At 50.1% G+C, this 24722-nt stretch carries 16 protein-coding genes and 2 pseudogenes; 4 read left to right on the forward strand and 14 right to left on the reverse strand.

Going from position 1 to position 24722, the window contains the following annotated elements; translation table 11 throughout:
- Positions 1 to 14: 14 nt before the first annotated feature.
- On the reverse strand, positions 15 to 5375 hold the full coding sequence (locus tag B7992_RS07490; RefSeq protein WP_088665947.1) for an InlB B-repeat-containing protein: 5361 nt from the start codon (positions 5373 to 5375) through the stop codon (positions 15 to 17).
- 302 nt (positions 5376 to 5677) lie between these two features.
- Between B7992_RS07490 and B7992_RS07495 the strand changes: the two genes are divergently transcribed.
- From B7992_RS07495 to B7992_RS07505, 3 genes are all read left to right on the forward strand, one after another.
- Entirely contained in the window at positions 5678 to 6445 is a 768-nt protein-coding gene (locus tag B7992_RS07495) for a hypothetical protein (protein WP_088665948.1), read from the forward strand.
- Between the two features lie 164 nt (positions 6446 to 6609).
- The gene (locus B7992_RS07500; protein WP_073160296.1) at positions 6610 to 7404 is read left to right on the forward strand and encodes a hypothetical protein; all 795 of its coding nucleotides are present in this window, start codon (positions 6610 to 6612) and stop codon (positions 7402 to 7404) included.
- 80 nt (positions 7405 to 7484) lie between these two features.
- Positions 7485 to 9062, forward strand: coding sequence for a hypothetical protein (locus tag B7992_RS07505; RefSeq protein ID WP_141100408.1), 1578 nt, complete (start codon positions 7485 to 7487; stop codon positions 9060 to 9062).
- 75 nt (positions 9063 to 9137) lie between these two features.
- Here the strand turns inward: B7992_RS07505 and B7992_RS07510 are convergent, their stop codons facing one another.
- From B7992_RS07510 to B7992_RS07565, 13 genes and pseudogenes are all read right to left on the reverse strand, one after another.
- Positions 9138 to 10949, reverse strand: a complete 1812-nt coding sequence (locus B7992_RS07510) for an extracellular solute-binding protein (protein ID WP_088665950.1) — start codon at positions 10947 to 10949, stop codon at positions 9138 to 9140.
- Between the two features lie 12 nt (positions 10950 to 10961).
- Entirely contained in the window at positions 10962 to 11792 is an 831-nt protein-coding gene (rnc, locus tag B7992_RS07515; protein ID WP_073160290.1) for a ribonuclease III, read from the reverse strand.
- A 154-nt stretch (positions 11793 to 11946) separates the two neighbouring features.
- A complete protein-coding gene (acpP, locus tag B7992_RS07520) occupies positions 11947 to 12183 on the reverse strand; it encodes an acyl carrier protein (protein WP_073160288.1) in 237 nt (78 codons plus the stop codon).
- Positions 12184 to 12235: 52 nt separating this feature from the next.
- Positions 12236 to 12976: a 3-oxoacyl-[acyl-carrier-protein] reductase gene (gene fabG / locus B7992_RS07525; protein WP_073160286.1), complete on the reverse strand. Its 741-nt coding sequence runs from the start codon at positions 12974 to 12976 to the stop codon at positions 12236 to 12238.
- Positions 12977 to 13124: 148 nt separating this feature from the next.
- Positions 13125 to 14045, reverse strand: a complete 921-nt coding sequence (gene fabD / locus B7992_RS07530) for an ACP S-malonyltransferase (protein ID WP_073160283.1) — start codon at positions 14043 to 14045, stop codon at positions 13125 to 13127.
- A 270-nt stretch (positions 14046 to 14315) separates the two neighbouring features.
- Entirely contained in the window at positions 14316 to 14465 is a 150-nt protein-coding gene (locus B7992_RS16625; RefSeq protein ID WP_158535511.1) for a hypothetical protein, read from the reverse strand.
- Positions 14466 to 14766: 301 nt separating this feature from the next.
- Positions 14767 to 15753, reverse strand: coding sequence for a phosphate acyltransferase PlsX (gene plsX, locus B7992_RS07535; RefSeq protein WP_088665951.1), 987 nt, complete (start codon positions 15751 to 15753; stop codon positions 14767 to 14769).
- A 72-nt stretch (positions 15754 to 15825) separates the two neighbouring features.
- Positions 15826 to 16011, reverse strand: a complete 186-nt coding sequence (gene rpmF / locus B7992_RS07540) for a 50S ribosomal protein L32 (RefSeq protein WP_073160278.1) — start codon at positions 16009 to 16011, stop codon at positions 15826 to 15828.
- 17 nt (positions 16012 to 16028) lie between these two features.
- Positions 16029 to 16556, reverse strand: coding sequence for a DUF177 domain-containing protein (locus tag B7992_RS07545; RefSeq protein WP_073160276.1), 528 nt, complete (start codon positions 16554 to 16556; stop codon positions 16029 to 16031).
- Between the two features lie 35 nt (positions 16557 to 16591).
- Positions 16592 to 19432 (reverse strand): ATP-binding protein, encoded by a 2841-nt coding sequence (locus tag B7992_RS07550; protein ID WP_088665952.1) that lies wholly within the window; start codon positions 19430 to 19432, stop codon positions 16592 to 16594.
- Between the two features lie 195 nt (positions 19433 to 19627).
- Positions 19628 to 20650: a branched-chain amino acid aminotransferase gene (locus B7992_RS07555; protein ID WP_073160365.1), complete on the reverse strand. Its 1023-nt coding sequence runs from the start codon at positions 20648 to 20650 to the stop codon at positions 19628 to 19630.
- A 435-nt stretch (positions 20651 to 21085) separates the two neighbouring features.
- Positions 21086 to 21911, reverse strand: a pseudogene (locus B7992_RS07560) (PDDEXK nuclease domain-containing protein).
- A gap of 617 nt (positions 21912 to 22528) precedes the next feature.
- A complete protein-coding gene (locus tag B7992_RS07565; protein ID WP_088665953.1) occupies positions 22529 to 23722 on the reverse strand; it encodes a hypothetical protein in 1194 nt (397 codons plus the stop codon).
- Positions 23723 to 23905: 183 nt separating this feature from the next.
- Between B7992_RS07565 and B7992_RS17380 the strand changes: the two are divergent.
- Positions 23906 to 24685 (forward strand): annotated as a pseudogene (locus B7992_RS17380) (virulence RhuM family protein).
- The last annotated feature ends 37 nt before the right edge of the window (positions 24686 to 24722 follow it).

The raw sequence follows: 24722 nt of genomic DNA on the forward strand, positions 1-24722 counted from the left end.
AGGACCGCGAAAGGTTACTTCACCATCACCTTGGCGTTCATGGTCTGGCTTCCAACCTTCACCTGCATGAAGTAAAGGCCGGACTTGGGAGCCTGCAGATCAAGTACGTTCTGGCCGGCGCGGGCGGCAAAGTTGCCGCGGGCCACGCTCTTGCCGTTTACACTCACCAGAGCGTAGCGGCCATTGGCCCCAGCCAATGCGTCGGCCGCATTGAAGCCAACCTGCAGCGATCCTGCGTTCTGCAACACCTTGAATCCGTTCAGGGCGGCAGAGGCAACAGCCATGTCACTGCGAGCAGACACACGGACCTGCACCTGCTTGGCATCCTGCTTCAGGGCGACATTCAGGGACTTTCCGTCGGTCACTTCCTTGGTTTCACCGTCAACAGTCACATACATGACGTAACCCAATTCCTTAAGGGCGTCAACACCTTCAAAGGTTAGCTTGCCTTCGCGGGCGGTATTTGCACTCAGGTCCAGGAACCATTCGTATTCCGATGCCACAGCCTTGATACTCTTGGCCAGAACAGAACCCTTGGCACTTTCGCGGATCGAGAGATTCACGCGGTCGCCCATGCCAGAAGGAGGCTCATCCAAGGTTTCGGCACTGCTGCCGGCACCCAGAATGTTCCAGGAGTCCACCTTGCCGTTATCGTCGGAAAGGGCAACAACCACACTCCAGTTATCCGCAGAAGCCTTACGGGCGGAACCCTTGCGCATAGAGGCAACCTTTCCAGCAACAGACAGGTCATTCTTCTCGGCATAATTGTAATCAGGGTCAGCCTTCACGCTGAACACCGTGGAGTGATCCACCTGAGCCCATACCGCTTCATAGGGGCCAACCACTTCGGCAACGCTGTAGGCACCCAGTTCGGAATCCCAGTGCCAGAAGATAACCTCGGCGTCACCTTCCGTTTTTCCCTTAGAAAGGTCTACGTACCAGCCATAGGGATTTGCCACCAGATTCCAACCGCTATACTTGTTATCCAGTTTCCACTGGATTTCGGCATCTGCAGAAACTTCCACTTCACGAAGGGGAATGGCAACTTCCCTTGCAGAGCCAACCCAGTAACCGCGGGTTTCATCAATGGGGCCACCGCGATAGGAACGATACTGCCAGTATTCTCCGACAGGATTCAGTTCATCCCACCAGTAGAAATTCATTTCAGAAGCGCTCAAGGTGCTTTCATCCATTGCCACTACAGAAACCATCTGCCAGCTCTTGGCCTGCATGACCACTTCCTTCTTTACCTCGTAGGACTCCTGGTAAATCACCTTGCCACCCACTTCAACAGTTACGTAGGACTTGCCCTTGGGAGCGGGCACCATTTCCCAGTAGCCGTCAGTGACCGTAGCCGTAGCAATAACCATTCCCAGTTCGTCAAGCACAGTCACCGTGGCAGGTTCGTCGGAACCCTCGGTCTTGAAAGACAGGCGGATAGCGTTGCCAGATTGTTCAAACTTCGGAGAGACAATCTGCACTTCTACCTGATTAGAGCTGCTGGAGGCAGGTTCTTCAGAGGCGGAAGAACTGGGCTTTCCAATGTAGGTAGAGTCGTAAACGGCCTTTATATTCATGTCGCGGACAACCTTGCCCAGAGCTTCGCTCCAGCCCTTAAAGGAGTACACATAATCTTCGGTAGCCTTGCGATCCAGAGCCATGCTGTTGGCCAAGTGGATGGTGTCGCCATGGGGAACCATCATTTCGTAAACGATGCTATCCTTGTAATCCCTGAAGACTACCTTGTATTTAATAGTATCATAGATTGCGTTGATCTTGAGATCACCGACAATTTCGGCGTAGCTGGAATCCCAACCCACAAAAGTCAGACCTTCAATAACAGGAGCTTCGGGAGCCACCGCTGCCTGGCCATATTCTACCTGAGATTCATAAACCGTTCCATTGATTACAAAGGACACGGTGTACTTTACCAGGGAAGAATCGTATTCGGCCACATACACAACATTGTCGGTCACCTTTTCTACAGCAGGAGTCCAACCCTTGAAGGTGTAATCATACTGTTCCGTAGACTGACGGCGCGGTACTGCAGGGGCAGTCACTTCTGCACCATAAGTCAGCGACAGGAACTTGAGGGTATCGCCATCGTAATCTTCGAACACAACAGCATAGTTGAGCTGTTCATATTCAGCCTTGATTACAAGATCTGCCTTTACCTGCTTGTATTCATCACTGCTCCAGCCAATGAATTTATAACCTAGACGGGACGGATCGGCAGGAGTTTCAACGGAACCTTCATAAGTTATTTCCTTGGTCAGCAGTTCTGTTCCATCAAAATCCTGGAATACAACTTTATACATAACGGCTTCAGATTTAAAGACAGCCTTCAACACCACGTCTTCATCGGGCATGGTTGCAGGAATCACATCAGAGCCATCTTCCATTACCCACTTGACAAAGGTATAGGAATACTTTTCGTCGGCAGCCTTCTCGATGTCAGACATCAATGTGATTGCGCTTCCGTAAGCAACTTCAATATTTTCAAGCACACCATCTTCATCATCCATATAGACCAGCTGATGAACATTAGCCGTAAACTTTGCATAGACAGTGATGTCACTCCTGACATCCTTGTAGTCATCGCTATCCCAACCAGTAAAGGTATGGCCAATCTTCTTGACACCGCTGGGAACAACGGCAGATTTACCATACTCAACAAGCTGCGTAGAGATAGTGTCGTCCAAGGCCTTAAGGAAGGTGACGGTATAGGAGTTGATTTCATAGATAGCTCTAACAGTCAGATCACCCGTAACTTCAGAAAAATCCTTATCCCACTTCACAAAGGTGTAGCCTGCGACTTCGGGAACGTCGGGAGCATTGGCAGCCGAACCAGGATCTGCATTCACCACAACCAACTGTTTGTCGTCAAAGCCCAGGAAGGTCACCTTAAACGAGACCTTTCCTTCGGGAATTGTCGGAGAATAACTACCATGAGCAAGGAAGGGCAAAGTTCCCAAATAGTAATCTTTGTCAAAAGACCAGATATAGTCCTTGCTGTTTTCGAAGGCACTGTTCAGGAGACCCGCAAAGGATTCCTTTTTCACGTCAGCACTTTTCTGTACACCATTGTAGCTGGCATTGAGATTGGCCTCGTCACCGTTACGGATTAGGAACTTGATATTGGTGTCTTCGGTCCAGTCTCCAGCAACACCCTTTCCACCAAAGGGACCAACATCCAGATCGTCTTCACCGTAGTGGTAGCAGGACTTGATGCTATATGCTTTCGTTTGCTGATCGGCCACAAGGTAAGCCAACCTTTTAACACCCTTGTCATTCTTGGAATTACCTTCCATTGTAGCATTTACCAGAATGTTACCAACGCTAAAAGCACCTACAATGGACACGGTATCCTTTTCATTCACATTCACAGACTGGCCAACCATGCCACCCATAAGAAGGGAGTCACCCGAGAAAGTACCCTCTGCAGTAATATTTGCAACTACGGCCACAGAGGACACATCGTGGAGTTCGCGACAGACACCGCAGACACCACCAATTTTAGCCACCTGATTGTCATTATAGGTTCGAGTTACCGGATCGGCGTGAACCGCATTCAACTTAATCAGGTTTTCGGAACGAACAAAGATGCTATTAAAATCAACAGCCTTTCCGCCATTAAGGTTCGGATACGTACCGACAACACCACCCACAACAACAGTATTCAAACTGTCAGCCACTTCGATGGCACCGTCATAGTAAATTTCGGTAAGAGGCAGAGCCTTGGCCGTGGCAGAATTCATAAAGCCAACCACGCCGCCCACAACAACCGAGTCAAATACGGTAAAGCCGTTGGACATCAAGTCACCATAGGCGGTCTTTGTACGAACATCGATATTCACAGAAGACGTATCCTTGGACAACCCATCGCCATTGGTAGCAAAACAGGCGTCACCGGCAATGCCACCCACAAAGGCCTGAACATGAAGGCCATCAACATCCTTGGCGGATCCGGCAATACGAATATTTCCTTGAGAACGGGATTCCTTGATAGAAACGTAAATCGTATCGGAATCACCGCCGAGACAGCGGTTACTTGCACCAATGATACCACCGGCTGCATAGCGGTAAATACCTTCAACCTTGAGAGAATCCTTCAGAGAAAGTTCCGCCTGGCTATTCTTGATAAGCAGTCTAGACATACCAAGAAGAGAATCACGACCCACAAGGCCACCGGCAAAGATATTCTTCTGGAGAACGCTATTAACAGATACGCCTCCCACGGAACCATCAGAAATTTCACCATTGAAAGAGGACTTGATGATGTTAATGGAACCTTCCTGCTGGGAACCGTTTTCATAAAGCACGCCGGCAAAACCAACAAGGCCACCCATGGCGCTGCCACCAGAAATCCTGGCAACATCTTCGCCAGCCTGGGAACCGGAGGTCACATTGAGAACGGAGTCGAAGGAGGCGGCCATCATACCCACAACGCCACCCAGGGCAGAATTATTATCTGCAGGGATGTTCTGCACAACAGCATTAACACGAGTATCCTTGAAAGAAGGGTCTGCCTGAGAACGGACAGACACACCGGCGATACCGCCAAGGAATACTCCATATCCATAGTTCGTGCTCTTGACCGTGGAGTTATAGGCATTCCCCATAACCTTGGAACCGGCAAAACCGCTAGTGATCTTGGTGTTGTTGATAATGCTGATACCATCTTCCACAACAGAATTCTTGACAGTGGAATTGTTCAGTACACCAACGAGGGCACCTGCAAAAGGTGCATCAATCTGGACATTGGAAAGTTTGACTTTGTCAATAGAAGACAGGCTGATTCGACCAACAAGGGCTCCCACCGGATAATAATCTTCGCCCTTTTCACTTTCGCCATCAATGATAATGCGGACGTTTTCAATGGTAAAGTTAGAGATGTTTGCATTGTCGATTGATTCAAAAAGACCGACCGGTCCGCTCATTTTGGAACTATGGTAGCACAAATTGGTGATTTTCTTGCCATCACCATAAAATTCATTGCTAACACGGAACGGCAACGGCTTATGATTGACGGCACAGGAACCATCGGCAGAAATTTCTCCCAGGTCGATATTGGATTCCAATCTGAGGGTGTGCTTGCTTTTTGCACCGATCCAGTGCTTTTCCAGCAGGTAGTAAAGGCTATCGGGTGTTGCCTTTACAGACTGCACACAAGTCTTACCAGCAGGCCCTGCGGGGCCCCCGCACCTAGCAGCTTCCTGCTTTAGGTAGAACACAGAATCCTGCGTAACGCAACCAAAACCGCAAACAACCGAAGAAACCTGCAAATTCAAGGAAAAAAAGCTGTTTCCAGCAGCAAAAACCATGCTGGCGGCAAACAGCATGGCACACAGGATAAAATTGAATCTCATCTTCATAATTCCACCTCTGTAATCCTTACTTTACAAAGATACCCATTATTTCGTAAAAAAGGGGATTTTCACTTAATATGGGTCTTCCATTGTGACATACCGCAACAGCTGTTCACACATCACACATGCGCACCATTCCGTCCGTCTTTACGCAAGCCGTAAACCGTCGACAAACAACGAGTCAGCGTACTCGTCATACATTTGTAAAAAAAATCACCCAAAAAAAGCGTATTCTCTTTACATTATTACATTCAGCATATTATATTTATTACGAAAACACTTCAAAACCCTATCAAGGAGACAAAAAGATGATCAAGAAGATTGCACTCGCAGGCGCTCTGGCTGCAACAGCATCCTTTGCAACCTGGGACAAGTTCCCCGTTCTCGACGCTGGCAAGGGCCAGGCTAAAGTCGGCTTCAAGTATCAGATGCCCGAAGACAAGTGGTCTGCAGCAGACCTCTACGTTGGCGCACGCTACGCCGTGATCCAGAACTTGGAATTGGGCGTAGTTCTTGACTACCGTCTGTTCACCCACTATGATGGCGAAGACGCAAAGCGCGATGGTCTCGACAACCTGCCGATCATGGTCCGCTACCAGTTCATGCCCACCATGAACGCCTTCTTGGACGTAACCCTCCCCATCGGTGCTGACGAAGTTGTCGGTGAAGATGGCGAAATCGGTTTCCACGCAGGTGTCCAGTTCTCTCAGAACTTCGGCATGATCAGCCTGGGTACCGAAGCTGGCCTCGCTCTCGAAACTGCCGGCGACGACAAGACCACTCCTCCTTGGAAGCTGAACATCGGTGCAGAAGCTGACTTCGCTCTGGGCGGCCCTGTCACTCCGTACGTAGGCTTGGACCTGATCATGGAACTGGGCAAGTACACCTATGATGGCGACAATGTTGGCGAAGGCCACACTGGCGACCTGGGTATCTTCCCCTATGTTGGCGTAGGCTACTCCATCAACCAGATGATTTCTCTTGACGCATCCGTCAGCCTGGGCCTCGGCAACGAACATCTCGTTGACGACGATATGGACCTGACCATCGACGTGAACGCCAAGTTCAACTTCTAATTCCCTGCTAGCGCTCGCTAGACTGGAATTACAAAGGGTTCTGCCGCAAGGCAGGCCCTTTTTTTGGTGGCGGTCACAAAAACTTACGATAATATTATTTAACATATAAAAACGTCTAACCTTTTCTACATTTTGGACTGGTTTGAAAAACTAAGGAGATGTTTATGTTCAAGAAAATTATCGCAGCAGCAGCTATCGCAGCCTCTGCAGCATTCGCAACTTGGGACTATTTCCCGGTTCAGGAAGCAGGCAAGGGAACCCTCCATGGCGGCCTCTACTACGACTGGCACCATGAATGGTCTCAGGCAGGCCTCAACCTGGGCGCACGTTACACCGTCATCCAGAACTTGGAACTTTCTCTGCAGGGCTGGGGCTACCAGTTCTGGAGCGAAGTGGATTGCCAGGGCTGCACCAACGGTGGCGACGGTCTCCGCGACCTGACCATCGGCGGCCGTTATCAGATTACCCCCATGGTTAGCGGTTTCATCGACCTGCGTCTCCCCATCGGTAACGATGACGACGGCGTCAACGGCCATCCGCCTTCCAATAGCGAAGTTTCCATTTACCTGGGCGGCCAGTTCTCTATGCCGATCCAGGGCGTTCAGGGCCTCTCCTTCGGTACCGAAGCCGGCCTTGACTGGGGTTTCGAACACGACAACTACGAACGCGGTCTCGAAATCCACATTGCTGGCGAAATGGACTTCGCCGTTCCCAACCAGATCTTTATCCCCTATCTGGGCCTGAAGTTCAAGCTGCAGCTCACCGAAGATACCTGGGAAGACGACAAGGGTAACGAATGGGGCGCTGACGACAGCGGCGACTCCCAGTTCAACCTGTGGCTGGGCTGTAAGTTCGCCCTCAACCCGCAGATTCTCCTGGATGCACGTCTCATCTTCCGTTCTGGCGACATGGACGGCGATGCAACCGGTCTCTATGCAGGCGTAGACTTCAACTTCTAAGTTGAAAATCTCACAAGCTTTAAGGAACATCCCATTGCGGGATGTTCTTTTTTGTTGTTTAACTTATATTTACATTCAGCATGATACGCAAATTGGTTATGGTGTTGTTCAGCCTGGCGGCCGGGATTGCCTTCGCAAGCCCTCAACTGGTGATGTCCCAACAGGACCCTGCCGTACTCAAGGCATACATTTCCCAACTGAGGGAAATGCGAAACAGCGGCAAGTTCTCCGCAGCCGAAAGGGAGCAGCTAGATGAACTGTGGCGCACCGCCGCCGATATCGAGGTGATGAATGACCGATGCGGCACGATTTCCATTACCGAAGAAATCGATGAATCATGCGGAAACTTCTACCAGTATGAACTTCCCAAGTTCGAAACCCAGTATTTCAAGCTCACCGGCGAAATCCGCCTGAGCCCCAACAGACTTTCAAACGCTATCGAACAAAGGCGCCAGGCCATCAACCAGTGTTATGAAGCCCTGCAGGTCGACGCCTTCTACCCCACCCGCTATTTCACTCTCGAAGGCAGCTACACTCCGGAACCCCTTTCCAAGGGCGTCGAAGTCAGCTACAACTTTAGCCTAGAAGAAAACCGAGGCGCCATCAACGACCTGAACGACCGGATCCGCCAATGGTACAACGCCTGCGGGAAGATCATCCACCACAGCGACAACAGCGGCGCCCTGGCCCCCATCTTCGTGGAACTGGTCCGACAGAGCCGCGCTAACGCAAGCAAGGCGAACGGCGGCCTGTATTTTGAACTGGAACAAGGATACGGCAAAAGACTGCTAGTAAAAACAAAGGACGGCATCGAGGGAGTCTACTACCTGAACGGCCGAGAACTGTTCAACTATAAAATCCAGTCAAGCCGGATCGTCTTTTCGATTAACCTGGACGGCAGACGGTCAAGCGCTGACCTTGTTCAGGGAGACCATTGGCGAGACCGCGTCATATTTGACGACAGCGACCTGAGGGACGGACTCATGGGCAGGTTCGTGTGGGGTAAACCCCGCAATCCCTGGCTCGACACCAAGCAGCCTTCCACAAGCTCTCCTGCCGCAGAATACAAATCCTACGATGACGGTTGGGAAAATCATAACAGCACTTCATCTGTACAGACCAGCAGTACACCAAGTTCCTTCGGAATCTACCTCCAGGCTCTAGGCGGCATCAACCTCACCTTCGGGGAAGCAAGCGAAGCCGAACCGTTCAAGGATTTCGAAACCGAAAATGATTCCGTCACAGCCATCACCGGATACGCAGTTGGCTTGCTTGTCTTTGAATTCACAAGGCAATTCGCCATCGGCCTAGGCGGAGGAATCTCCTGGAACAACGTGACCTACGAACATTGCAACGGGCATTTTGACACCAGCTGCGATGAAGAAAACATCCACCAGGCAGCAGCCCCAATGGCCACCGCAGAAATCAATATCGGCGAAGGATTGAACGGAGGCGTCCGCTTCAGCTACATCTTTGACAAGGACATGCCCACCACCTATCTGGCGGGGTTCGCGGAACTGGGAAACGTTCTAGGAATAGAACTGGGATGGGCCCACGCCGACGGTCTATGGGACAATATCTACATGGGGCTGAGCCTGAGACTCCCGCCCCGACACTTGAGCGACTTACTAAAGGAAACAGGTTCCAAAAAGAAGTAACCGCAAAAAAATGCAGACTTAAAAATGCCCGTCGCTTGACGGGCATTTCGTTTATACCATGGCGGTCATCCGCAATTACTTTACATCATATTCAGGAATGGGCAGGGCTTCGCCAGCCTTCATGGCCTTATCGAGAGCTGCAGACTTTACCGGATCCACCCACCAGTAAACGGGGATGGCGTCTTCGCGATTGAAATTGTCCAGAACCTTTTCGGGCATGCCATAACGGTTCCAGTACAGTATGCGGTGGTGATCGCACTGCCACATCAGAACGTAAGGCACAATCTCGGAAAGACGGTTATCCAGTGCCTTCAGGATTTCGTTGCGCTTCGCCAAATCAAATTCAGTCTTCTGCAATTCAATCAGGCTGTCCACCACAGGGTCCTGCAAACCGCTCAAGTTGTTAGTGCCCTTGTCCATAGCCGTCTTGGAGGACCAGCTGGCCTCGGGATCACGAAGTCGGCCTGCGCCCCAGTTCACCCAGTAAAGGTCAAAGTCCGCATCGTCAAGACGCTTACGCAAGGTGCTCTGGCTCATCTGTTCGATGGTGGCCACCACGCCGATCTTCTTCAGGTCTTCCTGGAAGAGCGTCAGATGACGCAGGTCTTCGCTGCTGGTAATGAAGTTAATTGCAAAAGGTTTGCCATCCTTTTCCAGAACACCCTGACCATTCACCTTGTAACCCGCTTCCGCAAAGAGGGCGCGGGCACTGTCCGGATTGAACTTGTACATAGTGGCCTTGGGGTTGGTATTGTTGGGCCACAGGTCCGGATAGTAGCTGTTCTGCAGGAAGTACTGACCGTACATGTACTTTTCGTTCATGGCTTCGCGGTTCAGCATAAAGTTCAGAGCACGACGGACGCGAACATCCTGGTACTCGGGCTTGCGCATATTGATGGCCATGCCCTGGAAACCGATAGGTTCCTTATTGAAGATGCGCTGCTTTACGGCCCAGCCCTTCTGCACGGCATCGAAGTCAGTCTGCTTCATCCAGATGCTGCTGGTGTAGATAGCGTAGGCGTTGAAGTCCTGCTTCTTGAATGCTTCCAAGGCCTTGGTCTGGTCGTTCATGAAGCGGTAACGGATCTTCTGGAAGTTGTACTTGCCACGGTTCCAGTTCTTCTTGAAGCCCCACCAGTCGGCACGGCGGGCCAGTTCCACATAGCGGTCTTCACGGAAGGTCTTGATGATGTAGGGGCCAGAAACCACCGGGAAATCGTAACGGATCTGGTTGAAGTCCTTGCCCTGCCAGGCATGCTTGGGGAATGCCAGCATACCGGCCGCTTCCCAGAAGTTGCCCCAGTGAATTTCCTTGGCGGTCATCTTGATGGTCAAGCTATCCACAACTTCGGGACGGTCAAAGCGAGAAAGTCCCACCTTGAAAATGGGAGTCAGGTTCTTCTCGTCCATGATCACGTCGTAGTAGTACTGCACATCTTCGGCGGTAATGGACTTGCCGTCGCTCCACTTGGCGCGAGGGTCCACGTGGAAAGTAAAAGTCTTGCCGTCTTCGCCCACGCTCCAGGAATCAGCCAATACGCCCACTTCCTTGTCTTCGGTACTATGGAGGGAGACCAGCGGTTCGAACATCATGCCCATCAACTCTGCAGAGAAGCTGTTGTAGTCTTCCCACATGTTGAAGGACTTGGGCATGGCGGAACCCCACAAGGTAATGGCACCGCAGGGGCGAGCCTCCTTGGAAGCCACCGGGTCAAACTCGCCAGTAGCTTCGGAATCCATAGGCAGAATCGGGCAATCCGCTTCAGAAACGGCAGCCTTTGATGCAGAGCCCTTACCCGAATTGGAACCAGACTCATTGCAGGCGATCAAAACGGCGGACACCGCCAGAGGCATCATTAAACCAAAAGCAACTTTCTTAAAATTCATCTTTCGTCTCAACTAGGGCAAACCAACGTGGCGTGCGGATTGTTTCTTGGGTTTGGAATTTGCGTCGGCAGACTTGTCTGCATCATCAGCGGAGTTGGCGGCGTCTTCAGCCAAGAGCATTTCAAGGCTGACGCGGGCCGCTTCCTGTTCGGCCTTCTTCTTGTTGGGGCCAGAACCACGACCGTAGGTTTTATCGTTGATGTGGACTTCGGTGGTGAACACCTTCTGATGTTCCGGGCCGTCTTCGCCAATCAAGACGTAAACCGGCGACGTACGACGCTTCCCCTGCAGGTATTCCAGCAAGGCGCTCTTGTGGTTTACGAAATCGTCGGCCACAATGATTTCCTTGATGCGAGGGAAATGGAACTTGTTGAGAATGGCACGGACTTCTTCCAGACCGCCATCCAGGTATACAGCACCAAGTACGGCTTCGTAGGCGTCAGCCACAATAGTTTCCTTGCCGCGGCCACCCATCTTCATCTCGGACTTTCCAATCTTGATATATTCGCTCAAGCCCCATTCCTTGCTGGACTGGGCGCAGGCGTGACCCGACACGATGGCACTCTTGCGCTTGGAAAGATCACCTTCCGGGTCGTTGGGATAGTTGCGGTACAGATACTCGGTGGTAAGCATGTTGAGCACGGAATCGCCCAGAAATTCCAGACGTTCGTTGTTGCTCTCGTAGGGCATATCCTTTCCTGTCAGGAAGGAACGATGCACCAGGGCATGAGCCAGCAGTTCCGGATCTCTGAATCTGTACCCAAGCTTTGCCTCAAGCCCGTCCTCGGACTTCTGGCGAAACCAGAGCTTTAATACTTTGTGCAATAAATTTTCGTTTTCCAAATTTATCTCCTATGGGGAAACGCGGGTTGGATCCGCATACTGAATATAATACGTAAAGATAAAAAGACCGCCCAACCGCACAAAAATAAAACGGCCCCGGGAAGTTCCAGGGACCGCTTTAAATTCGATTGCTTAATTCCAACAAATCAAGAAATTACTTCTTGGATTCGATGAAGGCGACAACGTCGGAAACCTTCTGGAACTTTTCTGCATCGCTGTCGAGGATTTCGACTTCGAATTCGTCTTCGAGAGCCATAACCAGTTCGACGCGGTCGAGGGAGTCAGCACCGAGGTCGTTACCGAATTCGGATTCCGGCTTCACATCTTCAGCCTTAACTTCGAGTTTGGCAACGATAACGTCGACAACCTTCTTAAAAATTTCTTCGTTCATTTTAGTCTCCATTTTTGGATTAAGTGTTTGAGTTTAATTTAGTAAAAAATCGTTAAGCGTTCAAGCCCCCGTCAACGCCCAATACCTGTCCGGTAATGTAGGAAGCGTCGTCGGATGCCAAAAATGCCACTGCCTTGGCCACATCTTCGGGGTTGCCAATGCGCTGCAGGGGGATAGAAGCGGCGTACTTTTCCTTGGTAGCGTCGTCCATCTTGGCAGTCATGTCGGTGCCGATAAAGCCAGGAGCCACAGCATTCACGGTAATGCCGCGGGAAGCGAATTCCATGGCGTTGGACTTGGTCATGCCGATGATACCGGCCTTGGCTGCGGCATAGTTGGCCTGGCCAGCCTGGCCACGGATAGCGTTAATGCTAGTGATGTTCACGATACGGCCAGTGCGCTTGCCCATCATGGTGCGGGCCACGGCACGGGTGCAGAGGAACACGGAACGGAGGTTGGTCTGGATGACGGCGTCGAAGTCTTCGTCCTTCATGCGCATCAGCAGGCCGTCGCGGGTGATACCGGCGTTGTTCACCAGGATATCCACGGTACCCATATCAGCAATGATCTGCTTGAACACGTTCTGTACAGTTTCGGAGTCGCCAACGTTGCAGGCATAGCTCTTGACCTGCACACCCAGTTCGGCGCTCAACTTGGCAGCCAAGTCTTCCTTCACGGAGGTGGAAAGGATGGCCACATCGGCACCTTCGCGTGCCAGTTCAGTCGCAATGGCGAGACCGATACCGCGGGATGCGCCAGTAACAATAGCCTTCTTGCCAGTAAGTTTACCCATTTGATAGTTCCTCATAAATTAAAAGTTTAGCAGTCAGGTGCGAGGTCGGTCGCCTTCGGCTCCCTTTGAGGTATGAGGTTAAAGCCTAACAACCTCAAAGCGAACGTAGTGAGCGACCTCATGCCTCAAGGCACGAAGTGCCGACCTATTAGCCCTTCAGGGCAGCAAATGCTTCGATGGTTTCGACGGGGGTGACCTTCACGTCGCGGCTGATCTTGCGCATGAGGCCCATGAGAACCTTGCCGGAACCCACTTCAACACCCTGGGTTACACCGAGGGAGATGGCCTTGTTCATGCAGTCGTTCCAGCGAACCGGGGATACCAGCTGGCGGACCAGTAGGTCTGCAATTTCCTTGCCGGAAGTCACAGGTTCTGCAATGACGTTAGCGATAACCGGCTTAGCCACATCGTTGAAAGTAGTCTTTGCGATAGCTTCAGCCAGACCCGGCTGAGCGAACTGCATCAGCGGAGAGTGGAAAGCACCGGACACGGCCAGGGGGATAGCCTTGATGCCAGCAGCAGCGCAGTTTTCAACCAGCTTGTTCACGCCTTCGACGGCACCGGACACCACGATCTGGCCCGGGCAGTTGATGTTTGCCGGAACCACGACACCTGCATCCTTCACGGATTCGCAGAGTTCGATAATCTTTGCTTCGTCCTGACCCATGATGGCAGCCATGGCACCGGGGTTCTTGGAACCGGCAGAGGCCATCAGTTCGCCACGGGTGCGGACCAGGCGGAGACCGTCGGCGAAGCTGAAACCGCCAGCGGCATAGATTGCAGAGTATTCACCCAGGGAGTGACCTGCAACGTAGTCAAATTCAAAACCTTCGGACTTGAGAAGTTCCATCACCATTGCAGAAACGGTGAAGAGAGCGGGCTGGGTATTGTCGGTGCTCTTGAGAACGTCTTCCGGACCTTCTGCCATGAGCTTGGACAGGGAGAAGCCGAGAATTTCGTCAGCTTCCTGCATGATCTTCTTGGCAGGTTCAAAAGTAGAAGCCAGAGTCTGGCCCATACCAACATACTGGGCACCCTGGCCCGGGAAAAGAAGAATGGTCTTAGACATGTTTTTCCTTGAGTGTAAAACAACGACTTGTAATATACGTCACAAAATTACAAAAATCATACCGCAAACAGGAGGGGCCAGTCCAAATTCAATGATATAAAAAGGTGTCTAAAGACTTACGTCACCAAAAAGGCAATCTCTTTGAGCATCAAAGGATTAAGCGCATTAGAACAAGGTCAAGGATTTTATATTTTACGCAAAACATCATCGGGACGGGCCTAGTCCTGGAGCCTTTTTGTTGAATGTTTACATCTTTTTTCTGGGAATAAATTAGGAGAACATATAAATATATTCAAGAATCTTGCCGTGATGTCCATCGCCGCGATCATGCTTATTGCCTGCGGAGGCGATAACGGTTCCAGCGCCAAGGACGACGAAATTATCCCGAGGAAAAAGCGGAAAAGAGATCAAGCGCGTCATGGGCAAGTAACTCCAGCTCTGTATTTCAAATCGTTTCGATAAATAAGTCCAATGGCTTCTCCGTCCGTTGTGTAATGGTGGAGTAACACCAATCTCCTAAACAATTCTCCCCAAAAAAGATTCTAGGGAACCCTCTGGTGAGGGCTCCCATTCCCAAGTTTAAATGATAATGATACGCAAAAGGCGTATCGAGGGTAAAATTGAATTTGTAAAAAAAAGACAGGATTTCAGTCCTGTCTTTTTTCGTTCGTCACTGGATCCTTCGCTTCACTTCGTTCCGCTCAGGATGACAATCCGCGGATTATGCCTGAGCGGGAGCTGCGTCGTCCTTGATTTCAGACAAACGAGCGTTCACAGCCTTGGCCACGCCGAGGCGAGCGTACTTGGCGGCAACTTCAACAGCCTTTTCGATAGCCAGAGCGTCGGAACGGCCGTGAGCGATAATGCCGGTGCCGTTGAGACCCAGGAGCAAGGCGCCACCGGTCATGCGGTAGTCCCACATTTCGTCGAACTTGCGACCAGCTTCGGAATCGATGTTGCCGAACATCTTGTGATGCATTTCGTAGAAGCCTTCGATCATCTTGAGAATTACGTTACCTGTAAAGCCAGAGGTAACAGCCACGTCGGCCTTACCCATGATCAGGTCTTCGCCTTCGATGTTGCCGATGAAGTTCACGGGAGCGTTCTTCAGGAGCTGGTAGGCTTCCTGGCAAACTGCGGGGCCCTTGTGTTCTTCTTCGCCCATGTTCACGAGACCGACCTTCGGCTTTTCGCGACCGAAGTAGGTTTCGGCAAATGCAGAACCTGCAATAGCGAAGTCTACGAGTACAGAAGCGCGTTCATCTACGTTAGCGCCAGCATCCACGAGGACGATGGGCTTTTCGGCGGTGGGGATCACGCAGCCGATAGGCGGACGGCCAAACTTTTCGGTGGTCTTGCCAAGAAGCATAAGGCAGCTGGCCATCATGGCGCCAGAGTTACCGGCACTGACGGAAGCATCGACCATACCCTTCTTCTGGAGGGCGACGCAAGTCACCAGACCGGAATGAGGCTTCTTCTTGAGGACCTGTACAGGATGTTCATCCATGGCCACCGGATCCGGTGCGTCAACCACAGAAATGCCGTGACCGGTGTAGCCACGCTTTTCAAGACCAGCCTTGACCTCGGCCTCAGGTCCGCACAAAACAATATGCAGATCGGCATCCTTGTTGGCAGCGTTAATGGCGCCTTCAATCACAACGTCGGGAGCGAAATCGCCACCCAGGGCATCCAGTGCAACTTTAACCACAATAACTCCTTATACATCAAAAAAAGTAAGCCCCGGCGCATGCCGGAACTTACCTTAATATAATCAATTAAATTAGGCTTCGGCCTTCATGTCGACAACTTCGACACCGTTATAGAAACCGCAAACCGGGCACACGCGGTGCGGACGCTTCACGGAACCGCAATGATCGCAGGTAGCCATAGCGGGCACGTCCATCTTCCAGTGGGTGCGGCGCTTGTCACGACGAGCGGTAGAGGTTTTTCTTTTAGGTACTGCCATTTTTAACTCCTGTTAGTCTAGTTACCCTTAGACATTTTGTCTTTGAGGGCCTTGAGTTTGTCCCAGCGAGGATCCATAGGCTTTTCACCATCGGATTCTTCGCCAGCTTGATTGTTTGTTACAAAGATAAAATCTTCGTCGGGATTTTTCACGGGTGCTTGCGGTTCTTGCAGTATAATTAGCTCACGAACGCACTCGGAAACATCGACGAAGTACTGCCCCTGGGGAATCTTGTAGGCAAAAACGTCTACATCTTCCTCGTCCAATTCTTGCTTGGCCACCTGAAGACGTTCAACTTCGACCACGATTTCAGTGGAGAAGGGTCGATCGAACGGTTCAAGAGTACGGGAGCAGGTCAGCGTCTGAACGCCAGAGATAGAGCCAGTCACAAGCCACTTGTTGTCGCCTTCGGGGCTAACCAGCACCTGAGCTACCAGATCGCCCTTTAGGTGCAGTTCGTCGAAGAGTTCAGGGGCATCGGCATGGGACCAGACCACCTGGCGGTCTTCGGGTTCAGTCAAGGTTTGTGCAATTTCTATTCTCACAGTGAGCGCAAATTTAGTAAATCACGGTATTTAAGTCAACATAGGGTATCATCGCAATAACGCTGGATATCCAGCAGAACCTTGCGGAATTCTTCCATCAAGGCCGGATGGGACTCAAAAATCACCTTGAAATTCTCTTCCTTAGCGGCATCTTCCAACTTCTTCGCCATAAGGGAGACCTTGTCGGCCCCCACGTTCACCAGGCAAGACCTCAAGGCATGAACCTTGACCCGGTAGTTGGCCCAGTCAGACTTTTCGTAATACTCCTGGAGGTAGTAGTCAAAATGTTCGTCGGGCAAGGACTGCAACACTTCCTTGTACAGTCCCCTGTCATTAACGCAAAGGGCCAGCCCCTTCTCGAAATCGATCAACACCGATTCCGTTTTCGCCTCAGGTTTCGCAACACCCGCCTCGTCTGACTTCATGTGGACCATCTCTGCCGGAAGGTGCCGCAGGAGCACCTTTTCTAGCAGGGAGCCGCGGACAGGCTTCGCCAGGAAGTCATCGAAGCCGCGAGCCAGGTACATCTCCTGGGCTCCCGACATGGCATTGGCCGTCAGCGCCACCACCTTGGCTTCAGCGGACTTGTTATTGGACTTCGCCTTCAACCGTTCCAAAGTTTCCACGCCATCCATCTGGGGCATCATATGGTCCATCAAGATAACCTGGTAGCAGTTTTCTTCTACTTTATTCAAACACTCCTGACCGCTCTCCACGCAGTCAATCTGCATCCTGGAATTTTTCAGCAGTCCCCTAACCACCATCAGGTTCATGCGGTTATCATCAACCACAAGAATCTTCGCCTCAGGCGCCTCGAAGCATTCCTGGAATACGCCTACAGACTTTTGCCCATCTGCATTTTCAAGGTCTGCGTTTCCTATGGCGGCCCCATCCACCACATCCTGGGACAGCACAAAATAGAACTCGGAGCCCTTGCCGTATTCGCTCTTGATCTGGAGAGAACTCCCCATCAGTTCAAGCAACTTCTCGGTAATGGAAAGTCCAAGGCCGGTCCCTTCGATGCCACGGTTACGGGTTTCTTCCAGTCGCTTGAAGGATTCCAGCAAGCGCGGTTTGTCTTCTTCGCGAACACCGACGCCCGTGTCCTTGACCGACACATAAAGTTTGCATTTCGAGTCTGCGGTCTCGCCCCAGACCTTCAATATCACGGAACCCTTAGGCGTATACTTCACCGCATTGGTCAGCAAGTTCATGATAATCTGGCGCAGGCGGAAATCATCGCCCACCAACACCGACGGCAAATCAGGAGAAATCTCGGTCTTGAATTCCAGACCACGTTCTTCCACCTTCGTCGCAATCATGGTCTTCAAGTCGGCCAGGACGTTAGACAGTCTGTATTCCACCGGGACGATGTTCATCTTGCCGCTTTCAATTTTAGAGAAATCAAGGACGTCGTTCACCAGAGACAACAGCATGTTTCCTGCCAGCTTGATATTCCGGGCGTACTCCGCAATTTCTTCGGGCGTACCGCCGCGCAGGATCATCTCGTCCATGCCAAGCACCGCATTGATCGGCGTACGGATTTCATGGCTCATGCTGGCCAGGAAGTCGCTCTTGGCGTTGTTGGCCTTTTCGGCTTCGCGCTTCAGCAGTTCCTGGGTCTTGTAGGCTTCCTGGAGGGCGGCCTGTTCATCGTAATAGATGTTCTTCTGGTAGAGTACCGTAACCACCACCGTTATGCCCACCACAAAGGTGGAGGCCACCGTACTGATGTAGGTGTCGGCCATGTTCGTAAAAAGGTAGACGAAATCGGGGCGGTAATAGCCAATGCCATAGCTGGCTCCATCTAGAACAAAGGCGATTGCCATGGCGATGTACATGCGGCGCCCCTTCAGGGCAAAGGCGATATAGAAGAATTCGTAAACGAACCAGCTGTTCACGCCGCTACTCACACCTCCAGCCGAAAGCCAGACAATAGGCATGGCCACCAGAATACAGGCAATCAGGATCCAGAACCCAAGATCTTCGTGCCCCGTCTTACGTGCCACCACCGAAATAACCATCATGGCGAGGACAACCGAAGCCACCGCCATGATTCCCGCAAAACTGACTGACGCAGCAAGGCAAATCAGCAAACCGCAAGTGGTACCGATAATACCAGTCACCACGAACATGGTGTTGGTTCGCTGTTCCAGCGGAACACTGTGGTCATAGACATAACGTTCCGTCGAGAAGATAAACGCAGACCAGTAAAAAGCGGCAGCCGCCAAGCTGAGCGCAAAGACCGTATAATCAAGACGGGACGAGCCCAAGAATCCGGGGAACAGTTCCGACACGGCGCTGAACATGACCACCGTTGAAAAGCCCAGCAATGCAAAACGATACTTGCGGTGATAATCCCTATCGGAGCGGACCCACTTGTAAACCAGCAAACAAACTACCACAGCGGCCATCACGTAGGTAAACGTCAGATGCAACCCAAAGAGAACACTTGGAACCAGGTCAAACCGGTTGAATCCCTCTGGACGAGCCGCAAAGCTCAACATGATTTCCTTAAAAGGATTGATAATCCAGCAGACCGCATCAAGGCTAACCAGTATCAGGAGCAACTTATTTACATAGGGCACAAAAGGCCGGTCAGCCAGTTCCACAAGATGGAACGTAAATGCCACCACGCAAACCAACATGGACATCACACATATGTAATGCAAACTGGTAAAACAGGAGTAGGAAAAATACTCCACACTCATAACGCTTGCCAAATAAGTCAAGACAACCAAAGAACAGAAAGTACAGGTAACACCCAGCAGTCTACCTGCCGGTCCGCCTTTCTTAAACGATAGCACGGCCCCCAGTATGTCGAGCCCCATAAAGCCAAGGGCCGTTACCAGAAAGCCAATCTGGAACATCGTCATAAATACCTCAAATACTCCTTACAGAGGTAGATATAACATTTTCACACCGCGTTGTAAGTTTTTCTTAAGGAAAAAGCGTCATAAAACAAGAAGCCCGCGACAACCATCGCGAGCTTTTTCGTAAAGCCTCTAGCCACGTAGTGGCGACCTCATACCTCAAAGGCCAAAGGCCGCCCTCAAAGCGCAGCGACCTGATTACAGGTCAACCACTTCAGTCCAGCCGAACGGGTCTTCAGCTTCACCGAACTGGATTGCAGTGTACTTGGTGAAGAGTTCGGTGCAGACAGGGCCCGGGTTTACGCCGTCACCATAGGTGAAGGTCTTGTTTGCAACGGGGTCCACGATCTTCTTGATCGGGGTAATCACAGCTGCGGTACCGCATTCTGCAGTTTCAGAGAATTCAGCCAGTTCTTCGAAAGCCACCGGGCGCTTTTCAACAGTGTAGCCCAGGTATTCGGCCAGCTGCTGCAGGCTCTTGTTGGTGATGGACGGAAGGATGGATTCGGACTTCGGGGTAATGTAGGACTTGCCCTTGATACCGAAGAAGTTTGCCGGACCGCATTCGTCGATGTACTTCTTTTCCTTGGCATCCAGATAGATGGTGCTGGAGTAGCCCAGCTTCTTGGCTTCTGCAAGAGACTGGAGGGAAGCAGCGTAGTTACCGCCAACCTTGACAGTACCGGTACCCTGAGGAGCGGCGCGGTCGTAGTTACGGCTGATCATCATGTCAACAGGCTTGAAGCCATCCTTGAAGTAGGGGCCAACCGGGCAGACGAACATCATGAACAGGTATTCGTCAGAAGGCTTCACGCCAACTTCTGCGCCAGTACCGATGAGGAGCGGGCGGATGTAAAGGGTTGCGCCATGGCCATAGGGCGGAACGAAGCGAGCATTCAGCTTGGTCACCAGGTGAGCCATTTCGCGGAAAAGTTCGATAGGCGGAACAGCCATGAGGACGCGGTTTGCAGTGCTCTGCATGCGCTTTGCATTTTCGTCAACGCGGAACAGACGGACCTTGCCATCCTTACCGGTGTAAGCCTTGAGGCCTTCGAAACCTTCCTGACCGTAGTGGAGGCAGGTAGCGGCCATGTGGATGCTGATGTTCTTGTCGGAGGAGACTTCAATCTTGCCCCACTGGCCATTGCGGTAGTAGCAACGAACGTTGTAATCGGTGTCGGAGTAACCGAAGGGGAGAGTCTTCCAATCGACATTATTCAAATCAATCTGCATATTTGCGACCTTTTATAAGGCGTCACAAGGCGCCAGAGTTAAAAATTTCTGTTTGAAATTTATAAAAGTTCACGTAATCGGCAACAAAAAATCATAAAAACCCTGTGATTTTTATGGCAAAACATTCAAGGGATACAAGTCGAAGGCTTTCAAATTCAACCCAAAGCCAAGGGCTTCATCGATTTAGCCTGTTTATGCTGATTTTACCCATAAATTGCCGAAAAGAATCGCATTTATAGGTAAAAATTCACGCTAAAGAAGAAAATTCTTGTAAAACACTCTTGGAAAGCACCTGAATAAGGCCGTTTTTGGCCAAAAATACAGTTCATTTGCCCGAAAACGCCTCGTTTCATCACGCACAAACTAAAATCCTACCTATAAACACCAAAATTTTGGGAAATTTATAGGTAATTTCTTAAAAACCTAGGACCTTTCAGCATGTATTTTTTCAAAATCCTCACGGATCTGTTTAACTTCAGCGATCAGCTGTTCCTTGCTCGGCATGTAAAGTTTGAACTCACTTGCTAGAATTGTCTCGTTATCTTCGGGCAAGGTCATCTTCAAGGAGAATTCTTCTTTGCCTTGCGATAAAGGCAAAACCGTTTCCAAGTTCCAACAAGAAACGCTGCAGGTGATTGATGATGGCTGTTTCAAGATCCCTCTCGTAATATTCAGGGTTTCGTTCCAAGCCCAGGAATTCCAAGACCATGGGATCCTTGATAACTTCCTGAGGCGTTTCTGGAATACGCTGCTTGCGAGCCACAGCCAGGACTTTTTCCTTGTCAGAACTCATCAAGAGACGTTCATAAAGCTGAGAATGAATCTGGCGTTCTAGTTCACGGCTGGTCCAGGCGTTATTGATCGTTTCCAGTTCATAATATTCACGTTTTTCAGGATCATCAATCTTAATCAAATCTCGATATTGCGTCCAGTTCAATTGCGAACGCACTGCGTTCGCAATTGGATACAGGGTATAAAAACGCCTGCACATTTCCAACTGACGCACAGAAAATCCGCTGCCATACTCCGGTTCCAGCTCCTTGGAAAGGTTTTTCAAGAGAAACGAACCATAATCAGCCCGTTTCTTGCCTTTCTGTTCCTCTACTTGAATGCGCCGCCCGATGTTCCAATACATTTGAACGCGGCAAAAATCTACGCTACGGACAGCATTCCTACGAGACTGCTCAATGATTCCGCGAATATCAAGAACAAAGCTCTTGTTAATAGTTTCAACACTTTTCTTTGTCAAAAAGACCTCCTGCAATTAGGCATAGTTCAACACAGTTGTGCCATCGAATTTTCGACTTTTTCATCAAATGTCGCCATAGTTTTATCCAGGCGGGAACGCCCCCGCAATAGCGCAGGGCGTTTTCGCCCTACATACTATAACACGTTTTGAACGAGGAAATGTTGCATGATTTTATGTAAAATAATTGTAAAAATGGGAATCCTCTAGCTCTTTCAAAAAAATTGAAACCAATACTATTGATTCTTATTTTTCAATTTCTCTTTTACAAGCGAAAACATGGAGTTCATACTATTTAATAACGACTCGATTTCATTCGATTCCATTTACCGGAAAGATTTGCGATCGTCCAGCATCAATTTCTTGTCAATATCAAGATGACGGCAGTCTTCGTTTTGCTCCATTTTCTAAGATACCCTCTGAATGCAACTACTCAGCTAAAATAAATTCAATAAAAAAAGGGAATACTAAAAAGTTGCAGAAAAAAGAGTCCTATTTCGTCAATGGCACCCATCCCATTAAGAGCTCATCAAATGTCGTTATAGAGAACAAACAACCAATACTTCAACTAAAAGGAGTACATTAAATAAAACTGCTAAATTAAAATTTGAGATTTTTGCCTATTCAAATTGGGTGACAATATCCAAAGAGCCACCTCGGCCATACTGATCCATATAGGTCAACTTCCACTGGACAGGATTTTCAGGGACCTTGCCAGAAATGTTGATTAGACGATAGGAAAACACCTTTGCATCTTCGGGGATTTTCCAGCCTTCACAAAGTCCAGCCATCATATCCGTTTTATAGGATGTCAACACAATTCCGCAGCCAAAATCATTAATCTCTGCTGTAATCGTTTGGTTGGAGATATCAAGTCCTCTATCTGGAGCATATTTCAGTTCACAGTAATATCCTTCCATGAGTTTGTTGTAAGAAGACTTTTCATCTTGACCGGTCTCATAAATGTGTGCCTTTACGGCGTCCAATTCATCCTTCGGGAATAAAGCCGAATAGTATTCCCGAGAATCTCCACGCCCCTTGATTCCTTGGCCATCGCGATAAAGTACAATTCCTTCAGGCAATCCATCCGCTTGCAATTGATAATTTCCTTCAAAATGAAATAAAGTTGAACATGGCTCGGCAGGTAAAACAGAGAGTTGTTCCAAGAAGCCATCCCTATCAAACTCGGGAATGTCTGCAAACGGAATGAATGTAGTAAGTGCGCTATCGCCAAAGTTTATATCCACCAGTCGCGTAATATCTGTGCTGGTGTGGAAGTACTCACTATAGGCGCCGTCCTTGTCTCTTGCGCTAACGCCAAGAATCCCATAACTTTGCGGGATACGAATTTCACCACCATCATAGGCAATACAGGAACGTTGTTCACAAAGAAACTTTCCTTCAGCTTCAAAGCGGCATTCGTCTCCGTTGAAGTACCCGGTGTCCAAGGACATGTCTGCGCGGGGATACAGGAATCGATAAATGGTCAGACGAGAGGAATCCACCATATCTTCACGCAACCAGACGAAGCTGCTGGATGAATTCGCTACAGGCTCAAGGTTCGATGCCGACAAAACAGCTGATTCCGAGTTAGGGCTGCTGGAGGAGGATTCATCCAAATCCTCAATTCCCCGATTTGGGTCAGGGACAGGCTCGGTCGTGGATGACATGTGGGAGGAACCACTTTCGTCCGTAGCGCTGGAGCCATTATCGTCGCCGCAGGCAATAAGCATTGTTGCCACGAACAACAGCATAGCGAGCTGAGCGACACGCGGTTTTGCGCTCAGAATAGTTCGCAGGCGGCCTATATTCATATGTTCTCCTAATTTATTCCCTTTTCTCAAAAAAAAATATAGTCAAAAAACACAGACTGTCATAATTTGACTTTTGCAATTTGTATATTTATCCCAGCCGGAAACGCCGGTTTTTATTACATCCCCCGACAGGGGCCCGCGAGTTTCCTCGCATCATGGGAAATGCGTTCCGCGGAGTTTCCGATGGAAAATCATCTGGAAAAAAAGCCTGAGAAAGGCGAAATCATCGCCTACCATGCCGATGGCGAATTGCATCTTGATGTCCGTCTCGAAAACGAAACCGCCTGGCTGACGCAGGCTCAAATTGCAGAGCTATTTGGCACAAAACGGCCCGCAATTACAAAACACTTAAAAAACATCTACGCATCTCAGGAACTAGATGAACATAGCACATGTTCCGTTTTGGAACATATGGGTAATGCAAGCCAACAGGTTTACGAAACGAAATACTACAATCTTGATGCGATATTATCCGTCGGATATAGGGTAAACAGCAAAAATGCAACCCTTTTTCGTCGCTGGGCAAACCAAGTCCTTAAAAACCACCTTCTCAAAGGCTACAGCATCAACCAGCGTTTGATGCTCTCGAAAAGCAAGTAGATTTCTTTGTCAAGCTAAACACGCCTCCCACAGAAGGCGCAATTCCTGCGAAATCCTGGTGGAGCGGCTACGAATTCGCAGCCCAGCTCGTCCGTTCAGCAAAACAAGAAATCATTATCATCGATCCCTATGCAGACGACAGGACTCTACGACTCCCGGCAAAATCTATTAAACCGTCAAAACCCCACCGTACAGGTCCTGAATATTCGAGATGTTCACGACCGTTTTATCATCGTCGACGACATAGTCTATCACGTAGGAGCATCCATAAAGGATTTGGGCAACAAGCTGACCGCATTTTCTGTTTTAGAATTTTTGACGAAAGAGCAATTGCTGAACATGATTCCTCTACAATCAACTTGATTTGCCGGGGGCGTTGCGGGGGAGCCCCCCCCCCCCC

The organism is Fibrobacter sp. UWH1 (genome assembly GCF_002210365.1).
In the GTDB taxonomy this organism is placed as follows: Bacteria; Fibrobacterota; Fibrobacteria; order Fibrobacterales; family Fibrobacteraceae; genus Fibrobacter.

What these genes read in the sequence shown, in the direction of transcription:
- B7992_RS07490 (WP_088665947.1), bottom strand. Translation starts at nt 5,375, where the DNA reads ATGAAGATGAGATTCAATTTTATCCTGTGTGCCATGCTGTTTGCCGCC.
- B7992_RS07495 (WP_088665948.1), top strand. Translation starts at nt 5,678, where the DNA reads ATGATCAAGAAGATTGCACTCGCAGGCGCTCTGGCTGCAACAGCATCC.
- B7992_RS07500 (WP_073160296.1), top strand. Translation starts at nt 6,610, where the DNA reads ATGTTCAAGAAAATTATCGCAGCAGCAGCTATCGCAGCCTCTGCAGCA.
- B7992_RS07505 (WP_141100408.1), top strand. Translation starts at nt 7,485, where the DNA reads ATGATACGCAAATTGGTTATGGTGTTGTTCAGCCTGGCGGCCGGGATT.
- B7992_RS07510 (WP_088665950.1), bottom strand. Translation starts at nt 10,949, where the DNA reads ATGAATTTTAAGAAAGTTGCTTTTGGTTTAATGATGCCTCTGGCGGTG.
- acpP (WP_073160288.1), bottom strand. Translation starts at nt 12,183, where the DNA reads ATGAACGAAGAAATTTTTAAGAAGGTTGTCGACGTTATCGTTGCCAAA.
- fabG (WP_073160286.1), bottom strand. Translation starts at nt 12,976, where the DNA reads ATGGGTAAACTTACTGGCAAGAAGGCTATTGTTACTGGCGCATCCCGC.
- fabD (WP_073160283.1), bottom strand. Translation starts at nt 14,045, where the DNA reads ATGTCTAAGACCATTCTTCTTTTCCCGGGCCAGGGTGCCCAGTATGTT.
- B7992_RS16625 (WP_158535511.1), bottom strand. Translation starts at nt 14,465, where the DNA reads ATGACGCGCTTGATCTCTTTTCCGCTTTTTCCTCGGGATAATTTCGTC.
- rpmF (WP_073160278.1), bottom strand. Translation starts at nt 16,011, where the DNA reads ATGGCAGTACCTAAAAGAAAAACCTCTACCGCTCGTCGTGACAAGCGC.
- B7992_RS07550 (WP_088665952.1), bottom strand. Translation starts at nt 19,432, where the DNA reads ATGACGATGTTCCAGATTGGCTTTCTGGTAACGGCCCTTGGCTTTATG.
- B7992_RS07565 (WP_088665953.1), bottom strand. Translation starts at nt 23,722, where the DNA reads ATGAATATAGGCCGCCTGCGAACTATTCTGAGCGCAAAACCGCGTGTC.